The sequence below is a fragment of the Rhizobium moroccans genome (genome assembly GCF_057559155.1).
Map to the genome: position 1 here is coordinate 157,618 of NZ_JBHFJG010000047.1, position 8,741 is coordinate 166,358.

General features: G+C 62.1%; 8 protein-coding genes. All 8 read left to right on the forward strand.

Features of this window, described 5'->3' with window-relative positions; translation table 11 throughout:
• Positions 1–32: 32 nt before the first annotated feature.
• The 8 genes from ACE04I_RS22280 to cysP all read left to right on the forward strand — a co-directional run bounded on the left by ACE04I_RS22280 (position 33) and on the right by cysP (position 8,691).
• On the forward strand, positions 33–1,238 hold the full coding sequence (locus ACE04I_RS22280) for an ABC transporter substrate-binding protein (RefSeq protein WP_046794829.1): 1,206 nt from the start codon (positions 33–35) through the stop codon (positions 1,236–1,238).
• Positions 1,239–1,243: 5 nt separating this feature from the next.
• Positions 1,244–2,026 carry an ABC transporter ATP-binding protein gene (locus ACE04I_RS22285; RefSeq protein WP_046794828.1) on the forward strand — a complete coding sequence of 261 codons (783 nt, stop codon included), beginning with the start codon at positions 1,244–1,246 and terminating at the stop codon, positions 2,024–2,026.
• Position 2,027: 1 nt separating this feature from the next.
• Positions 2,028–2,729: an ABC transporter ATP-binding protein gene (locus tag ACE04I_RS22290; RefSeq protein WP_046794827.1), complete on the forward strand. Its 702-nt coding sequence runs from the start codon at positions 2,028–2,030 to the stop codon at positions 2,727–2,729.
• A 4-nt stretch (positions 2,730–2,733) separates the two neighbouring features.
• Positions 2,734–3,621 carry a branched-chain amino acid ABC transporter permease gene (locus ACE04I_RS22295; protein ID WP_046794826.1) on the forward strand — a complete coding sequence of 296 codons (888 nt, stop codon included), beginning with the start codon at positions 2,734–2,736 and terminating at the stop codon, positions 3,619–3,621.
• 1 nt (position 3,622) lies between these two features.
• Positions 3,623–4,621: a branched-chain amino acid ABC transporter permease gene (locus ACE04I_RS22300; protein ID WP_046794825.1), complete on the forward strand. Its 999-nt coding sequence runs from the start codon at positions 3,623–3,625 to the stop codon at positions 4,619–4,621.
• Positions 4,622–4,853: 232 nt separating this feature from the next.
• Complete coding sequence (locus ACE04I_RS22305) at positions 4,854–6,449, forward strand: GMC family oxidoreductase (protein WP_046794824.1); 1,596 nt, start codon at positions 4,854–4,856, stop codon at positions 6,447–6,449.
• Positions 6,450–6,475: 26 nt separating this feature from the next.
• A complete protein-coding gene (locus tag ACE04I_RS22310; RefSeq protein WP_046794823.1) occupies positions 6,476–7,555 on the forward strand; it encodes an enoyl-CoA hydratase/isomerase family protein in 1,080 nt (359 codons plus the stop codon).
• Positions 7,556–7,704: 149 nt separating this feature from the next.
• On the forward strand, positions 7,705–8,691 hold the full coding sequence (cysP, locus tag ACE04I_RS22315) for a thiosulfate ABC transporter substrate-binding protein CysP (RefSeq protein ID WP_046794822.1): 987 nt from the start codon (positions 7,705–7,707) through the stop codon (positions 8,689–8,691).
• Positions 8,692–8,741: the final 50 nt, after the last annotated feature.

Consider the following 8,741-nt stretch of genomic DNA (forward strand, 5'->3'; position numbering starts at 1 on the left):
CGCAATCTGGCACTCTCTGGGAGGAGAAATTCATGCGAAAGAATCTCATTGCCTCGTTGGCATTTCTGCTGGCCGGCAGCACCGCCGCGCTCGGGCAGAGCGTATCCGATGGCAAGGTGAAGATCGGCATTCTGAACGATCAGTCCGGCGTTTATGCCGATTTCGGCGGCAAGTCCTCGGTCGAGGCCGCGAAGATGGCCGTCGAGGATTTCGGCGGGAAGGTGCTCGACATGCCGATCGAGATCGTCGATGCCGACCACCAGAACAAGCCGGATATCGCCTCCAATATCGCCCGCCAGTGGTATGATACCGAGCAGGTCGATGCCATCATGGAGCTGACGACCTCGTCGGTCGCGCTCGCGGTGCAGGCGCTCGGCAAGGAAAAGAAGAAGATCGACATCGTCACCGGCGCGGCGACCACCGACCTTACCGGCAAACAGTGCAGCCCCTACGGCTTCCATTGGGCCTATGACACGCATGCGCTGGCAGTCGGCACCGGCGGCGCGCTGGTGAAGCAGGGCGGTGACAGCTGGTTCTTCCTGACCGCCGACTATGCCTTCGGCTATTCGCTGGAGCAGCAGACGAGCGACTTCGTCAAATCGAGCGGTGGCCAGGTCGTCGGGGCGGTCCGACATCCGCTGGCGACCACCGATTTCTCCTCCTTCCTGCTTCAGGCGCAATCTTCCGGCGCCAAGGTGATCGGGCTGGCGAATGCGGGCCTCGATACCTCCAACGCCATCAAGCAGGCGGCGGAATTCGGGATCACCGCCGGTGGCCAGAACCTCGCCGCTCTGCTCTTCACGCTTGCGGAAGTGCACGGCCTCGGGCTCGAGGCGGCGCAGGGCCTGACGCTGACGGAAGGCTATTATTGGAACCTCGACGACCAGAGCCGCGAGTTCGCCAAGAAATTCTTCGCGCGCACCAACAAGATGCCGAACATGGTGCATAGCGGCACCTATTCCTCGGTGCTGCAATATCTGAAGGCCATCGAGAAGGCCGGCACCGACGAGACGGAGGCTGTCGCCAAGGCGCTGCACGAAATGCCGGTGGACGATTTCTTCGGTCGCGGCGGCACGGTCGCGGCGAACGGGCGCATGATCCACGACATGTACCTGCTGCAGGTGAAGAAGCCGGAAGACAGCAAGGAGCCGTGGGACTACTTCAACGTGCTCGCCACCATTCCCGGCAAGGAAGCCTATATGGACCCTGCCAAGAGCGGCTGCGAGCTGGTGAAGTAAATCTCATGGCGGTCTCCGCGACATTGACGGACAACGAGCCGCGGGTGGTGCTTTCCGCCCGCGGCCTCAGCAAGAACTTCGGCGCCTTCGCTGCGGTGAAGAACGTCGATCTGGACGTGCGGCATCAGCGCGTGCATGCGCTGATCGGTCCGAACGGGGCCGGCAAGACGACGGTGTTCAACTTGCTGACCAAGTTCCTGCAGCCGACGGCCGGTTCCATCACCCTGCTTGGCTCCGACATCACCAAGACACCGCCGGACAAGGTGGCGCGGATGGGCTTGGTGCGGTCCTTCCAGATATCCGCCGTTTTTCCGCATCTTACCGTGCTGGACAATGTGCGGGTGGCATTGCAGCGGCCGAACAGTCTCTCGACCCAGTTTTGGCTGCCCATGTCTTCGCTCAACCGGTTGAACGCCCGCGCCGACGAACTCATCGAGGCAGTGGGCCTCAAGCGCGAGCGCAACGCGCTTGCCGCCGATCTTTCCTATGGCCGCAAGCGGGTGCTGGAGATCGCGACCACGCTGGCGCTCGACCCGAAGGTCCTGCTGCTCGACGAGCCGATGGCCGGCATGGGGCAGGAGGATATAGGCACGGTTTCCAGCATCATCCGCAAGGTCGCAAAGGAGCGCGCGGTGCTGATGGTGGAGCATAATCTATCGGTGGTCGCCGATATCTGCCATCATGTCACCGTGCTCCAGCGAGGCGAGATCCTCGCAGAAGGCGATTACGCCGCCGTCAGCCGGGACGAGCGTGTGCGGCTCGCCTACATGGGCACGGAGGAGGCGTAAGATGAAACCTCTTCTGCAAGTCTCCAATCTCAATGCCTGGTATGGCGAAAGCCATGTCCTGCACGGCGTCGATATGACGGTGGGCGAGGGTGAAACGATCACCATTCTCGGGCGCAACGGCGTCGGCAAGACCACGACGCTGCGCACCATCATGGGCATCATTCGCGAGCGGAAAGGCGAAATCCGTTTTGACGGCAGGGACATGCTTTCCGTGCCGCTGCACCGCACGGCGCATGTGGGCCTCGGCTTCGTGCCGGAGGAGCGCGGCATATTCTCGACGCTGACTGTCGAAGAAAACCTGATGTTGCCGCCGGTCGTCGCAGAAGGCGGCATGTCGATCCGGGAAATCTACGATCTCTTTCCCAATCTCGAGGAGCGGCGTTCGAGCCCCGGCACCAAGCTTTCCGGCGGCGAGCAGCAGATGCTGGCGATCGCCCGCATCCTGCGCACCGGCGTACGCCTCCTTGTCCTCGACGAACCCACCGAGGGGCTCGCGCCCGTCATCGTGCAGCGCATCGGCGAGGTTTTGAAGAAACTCAAGGAACGCGGCATGACGGTACTGCTGGTGGAGCAGAACTTCCGCTTCGCAAGCCGCGTCGCGGACCGCTTCTACCTGATGGATCACGGTAGAATGGTGGCGGATTTCCCGGTTTCAGAACTGCCTGCCCGCATGGACAAGCTGCATAAAGTGTTGGGGGTATGACGCCATGACCATGATCTTCGGCATACCGCTCCAGGCCTTTCTCGGTCAGTTGCTGATCGGCCTCATCAACGGCTCGTTCTATGCGCTCTTGAGCCTCGGGCTTGCGGTCATCTTCGGGCTTCTGCGCGTCATCAACTTCGCTCACGGCGCGCAATATATGCTCGGCGCCTTCGCCGCCATGCTGCTCTTGCAGTATTTCGGCATCAACTACTGGTTCGCGCTCATCCTCGCGCCGGTGATCGTCGGCCTTTTCGGCGCGCTGATCGAACGCACGCTGCTGTCGCGGCTCTACAAGCTCGACCATCTCTACGGTCTGCTGTTCACCTTCGGTCTGGCGCTGACGATCGAGGGCACCTTCCGCTATCTCTACGGCGCTGCCGGCCAGCCCTATTCGGTGCCGCCCGCGCTTGCCGGGGGAACGAATCTCGGTTTCATGTTCTTGCCCATCTATCGCGGCTGGGTGGTGGTCGTGTCGCTTGCCGCCTGCATCGGCACATGGCTGCTCATCGAAAAGACCAAGCTCGGCTCATACCTGCGCGCGGCGACGGAAAACCCCGTTCTGGTGCAGGCCTTCGGCGTCAACGTGCCGATGCTGCTCACGCTCACCTACGGCATCGGCGCCGGTCTTGCGGCCTTCGCCGGCGTGCTGGCCGCGCCCATCTATCAGGTCTCGCCGCTGATGGGCAGCAACATCATCATCGTGGTGTTCGCGGTGGTCGTGGTCGGCGGCATGGGTTCGATCATGGGCGCCATCCTTACCGGCTACATGTTGGGCATCGCGGAGGGGTTGACCAAGGTTTTCTATCCGGAGGCGTCCAACATCGTCATCTTCGTCATCATGGCGATCGTGCTTCTGATCCGGCCTGCCGGTCTTTTCGGAAGGGATGCGTGATATGACCGATCTCACCCACAGCACTACTTCCGCGAAACGGACGGAGCGTTCGGCCACCGCATCGATGACCTATGCGATCTTCCTCGCGGCGGGCCTGGCCCTCCTGGTTATCGCACCGGCCTTCTTCTATCCGATCTTCCTGATGAAGCTCCTCTGCTTCGCGCTTTTCGCCTGCGCCTTCAATCTGCTGCTCGGCTATACCGGACTGCTTTCCTTCGGTCATGCGACCTTCTTTGGCGGAGCTGCCTACTTCACCGCCCATGCGGTAAAGGAATGGGGACTTACACCGGAGCTCGGGATTCTGCTCGGCGTCGCCGGCGCCGCCATTCTCGGTCTCGTCATGGGTTTCGTGGCGATCCGCCGGCAGGGCATCTATTTCGCGATGATCACGCTGGCGCTCTCGCAGATGTTCTATTTCTTCTGCCTGCAGGCGGAGTTCACGCAAGGCGAAGACGGCATCCAGTCCGTGCCGCGCGGCCACCTTTTCGGGCTCGTCGATCTCAACCAGCCGACCAACATGTACTATTTCGTGCTGGCGGTGTTCGTCATCGGCCTGCTCATCATCTGGCGGTTCATCAACTCGCCCTTCGGCATGATCCTCAAATCGATCCGCGAGAACGAGGCGCGGGCCACCTCGCTCGGCTATTCCGTCGCCCGCTACAAGCTCGGTGCCTTCGTGATGTCTGCGGCGCTCGCGGGGCTGGCGGGAGGCGTCAAGGCGCTGGTCTTCCAGTTCGCGACGCTGACGGATGTCACCTGGCAGATGTCCGGCGAGGTGATCCTGATGACGCTGCTCGGCGGCATCGGCACGCTGATCGGGCCGATCTTCGGCGCCGGGCTGGTGGTGACGCTGCAGAACTATCTCGCGACCTCAGATTTCCCGGTAACGATCATCACGGGCGTCGTGTTCATGGTCTGCGTTCTCCTCTTCCGGCGCGGCCTCATCGGAGAATTCTACGCCTCGCGGCTCGGCCGGAAGCTCGGCTTCGAGCACCGGTGAGAGGGTGCATCTTATCGGGTGAGTTGCCACGTCCCCGTCATTCCTGTGCTTGCCACAGGAATCCAGCCACGGCGCGTCCGCGCCGTGAAAGGGCTCTCATGATGATGCGCAAGAGAATCTCCTGCGCCCAAGGACTTGGGCGCACTGGATTCCTGTGACGGATCCTCGGATCAAGTCCGAGGACAGGAATGACAGGAAGTAAGACGCAGCAGGCTAACGTTGGAACGGTAGCATGGAAAACTACGACTACATCATCATCGGAGCGGGAAGCGCCGGCTGCGTGCTAGCGAACCGCCTGTCCGCCGACAGCCGTAACCGCGTCCTGCTGCTGGAGGCCGGCGGTAGGGACAATTACCACTGGGTGCATATCCCCGTCGGCTATCTCTATTGCATCAACAATCCGCGGACCGACTGGTGCTTCACCACCGAGAAGGAAGAGGGGCTGAACGGCCGTTCGCTTTTCTATCCGCGCGGCAAGATCCTCGGCGGCTGCTCCTCGATCAACGGCATGATCTACATGCGCGGCCAGGCGCGCGACTACGACCTTTGGCGGCAGATGGGCTGCACCGGCTGGGGCTGGGACGATGTGCTTCCCTATTTCAGGAAATCCCAGGATTTCTATAAGGGCGCCGACGAGATGCACGGCGCGGGCGGTGAATGGCGGGTCGAGAAGGCGCGCGTCCGTTGGGCGGTGCTGGATGCCTTCCAAAAGGCGGCCGAAGAGGCCGGCATCCCGATTATCGAGGATTTCAACCGCGGCAATAACGAGGGTTCCAGCTATTTCGACGTCAACCAGCGCTCTGGTATCCGCTGGAATACGTCCAAAGCGTTCCTGCGGCCGGCATTGAGCCGTAAGAACCTGAATGTACTGACCAAAGCGCATGTCCGGCGGCTGATCATCGAGAACGGCGAAGTGAGGGGCGTCGAGTTCCAGCATGAAGGCGGGATGAAACAGGCGCGCGCGCTGCGCGAGACGGTGCTCAGCGCCGGTGCGATCGGTACGCCGCAGATCCTGGAGCTTTCCGGCATCGGCCGAGGCGATGTGCTGCAAAATGCCGGGATCGAGATCGTAAAGGAAGTGGCGGGCGTTGGCGAAAACCTGCAGGATCATCTGCAATTGCGCATGGTCTACAAGGTCACAGGCGTGCCGACGCTCAACGAAAAGGCCTCGCGCCTTCTCGGCAAGGCGTCGATCGGACTCGAATATGCCTTCCGCCGTTCGGGGCCTATGTCCATGGCGCCAAGCCAACTTGGCATCTTCACCCGCTCGGGACCGGACAAGGAGACGCCGGACCTGCAGTATCATGTCCAGCCGGTCTCGCTCGACAAGTTCGGCGATCCGGTGCACGCCTTCCCGGCCATGACCGCGAGCGTCTGCAATCTGCGGCCGGAAAGCCGGGGTTCGGTGCACGCCAAGAGCCCGGATTTCGCCGCGCAGCCGGCCATCGCGCCGAATTACCTCTCCGCGCCTGCCGATCGCGACATCGCCGTGCAGGCAATGCGTCTCACGCGGGAAATCGTGAAGATGCCGTCCTTCGCCCGCTACCACCCGGAGGAGTACAAACCTGGCCCCTCCTATGAGACGGACGAGGATCTGGAAAGGGCGGCGGGCGATATCGGCACGACGATCTTCCACCCGGTCGGGACCGCTCGCATGGGCGCTGACCCGGAAAGCGTCGTCGATATCAGGCTGAAAATGCGCGCTCTCGGCAGGCTTCGTATCGCCGATGCCTCGATCATGCCCAATATCACCTCCGGAAATACCAATTCGCCGACTATCATGATCGCCGAAAAGGCGGCCGAGATGATCCTGGCCGACAATCGCTAACACTTGGCATCGAACCGGAGACAAGCATGCAAGATCCCCTGATCCAGAACGATGAAATCCTTCTGGGCCGTGCCGGCACCGTAGCGCTTCTTCGCCTCAACCGACCGAAGGCGCTGAACAGCCTCAATCTTCCAATGGTTCGCGAGATGCGGCAGGCGATGGAGGACTTCGCAGCCGATCCGGAAGTTTCCTGCGTCGTGCTGAAGGGCGAGGGGGAGCGGGGGCTCTGCGCCGGCGGGGATATCCGCGTCATCTACCAGGCAGGGAAGGCCGGCGATCCGGAAGTGACGCGCTTCTGGCGGGAGGAGTTTCCGCTGAACTACCTGATCTCGCACTATGCCAAGCCCTATGTGGCGCTGATGGACGGCATCACTATGGGCGGCGGCGTTGGGCTCGCTTCGCATGGCCGGCACCGGATCGTCACGGAACGCACGCGGCTCGCGATGCCGGAAACCGGCATCGGCTATTTTCCCGATGTCGGGGCGACCTGGCTCCTGCCGAAAGCGCCCGGCGAGGTCGGTACCTGGCTTGCACTGACCGGTGAGGTGATCGGCGCAGCGGATGCGATCTACGCCAACCTCGCGGATGTCTGCGTTCCTTCGGAAAGGCTCGCTGCGCTGGTGGAAGCGCTCGGCGAGCTCAAGGGCGGGGCGTCCGATGAGCAGGTGCGGGCGGTCATCGACCGTTTCGCCGTGATGCCGGGCGAAAGCCGGCTGGAGGCGGAACGCGCCCTCATCGATCGTGCCTTCCGTTTCGATACGGTCGAGGAGATAGTTGCGGCATTGGAGAAGGAAGAGGGCGAGTTTGCCGCGAATGCTCGGGAGATCATCGCAAAACGCTCGCCGACCAGCCTCAAGCTGGCGCTGCGGTTGATCCGGCTTGGGCGCGGCAGTTCCGGACTGGTGGAGTGCCTGGAGCGGGAGTTCGCGGCGGGCTCGGAGGTTCTCCGCAACCACGATTTCTACGAGGGCGTTCGGGCAGCGATCATCGACAAGGACCGCAATCCGCAATGGTCTCCCGCCGCGCTTTCGCAGGTGAGCGAGGCTGACATAGACCGCTATCTGGTGGCGGAACATGCGGTGCTCTTTCCCGACCACCGGCTCTGACTCGGGAGGCTGAGGAAAAGCGTCGCCAAATACCTCTGAAAATGGAGGAAAATTCCAACCGCGAGACCGGCAGCGGTTGCCGGTTTCTCGTGATTCTCCGTCGCTCTCGGTAGTTTCGTCGCCAATCAGACGAATTACCGGAGACTTTCATGAACCGCCTCCTGATCCTCGGCACCGCCATTGCCGCGCTTTTCGCCGCGCCGGCATTCGCGCAAGCGCCGACGACCATCCTCAACGCCTCCTATGACGTGGCCCGCGAGCTCTTCGCGGCCGAGAACGAGGCTTTCATCAAGCAGCACCCCGGCATCACCGTCGATCAGTCGCATGCCGGCACCTCCAAGCAGGCCCGTTCGATCGTCGAGGGTCTCGAGGCCGACGTGGTGACCTTCAACCAGGTGACCGATGTGAACTTCCTGGTGAAGCAGGGCTTCGTTTCCGAAGACTGGCAGAAGGATTTCGCCAACGACGCCTCGCCCTTCTATTCCTTCCCGTCCTTCCTGGTGCGCGCCGGCAACCCAAAGAACATCAAGGATTGGGGCGATCTCGCCCGTGACGACGTGCACGCAGTCTTCCCGAACCCGAAGACCTCCGGCAATGCGCGCTATACCTATCTCGCAGCCTATGCCTGGGCGAACGAGGCCTATCATGGCGATGCGGAGAAGATCGAAGCCTATATCACCAAGATTTTCGACAACGTTCCGGTTTTCGACACCGGCGGCCGCGCCGCAACGACGACCTTCGTCGAACGTGAGATCGGCGATGTGCTGATCACCTTCGAGGCGGAAACGCGCGGCATCGCCAAGCAGTACGGCGCAGACAAGGTCGAGGGCGTGACCCCATCGGTCAGCCTGCTTGCCGAATTCCCGGTCGCGATCGTCGACAAGGTCGCGGACAAGCGCGGCTCGCGCGAACTCGCGAAATCCTATCTCGACTTCCTCTACACCGAGGAAGGCCAGCGCATCGCCGCCGAGTTCGGTCACCGCGTGCATGACGAGAAGGTAGGGGCCGAGTTCAAGGACAAGTTCCCGGAAATCCGCCTCGTCAATGTCGACGACGTCTTCGGCGGCTGGGACAAGATCCAGGAAGAGCACTTCGCCTCCGGCGGCACTCTCGACAAGATCTACGGCAGCCGCTAAGCGCCTGACCATAGTTTTCCTCCCATGAACCCGGCGGGGGAAAGCCCGCC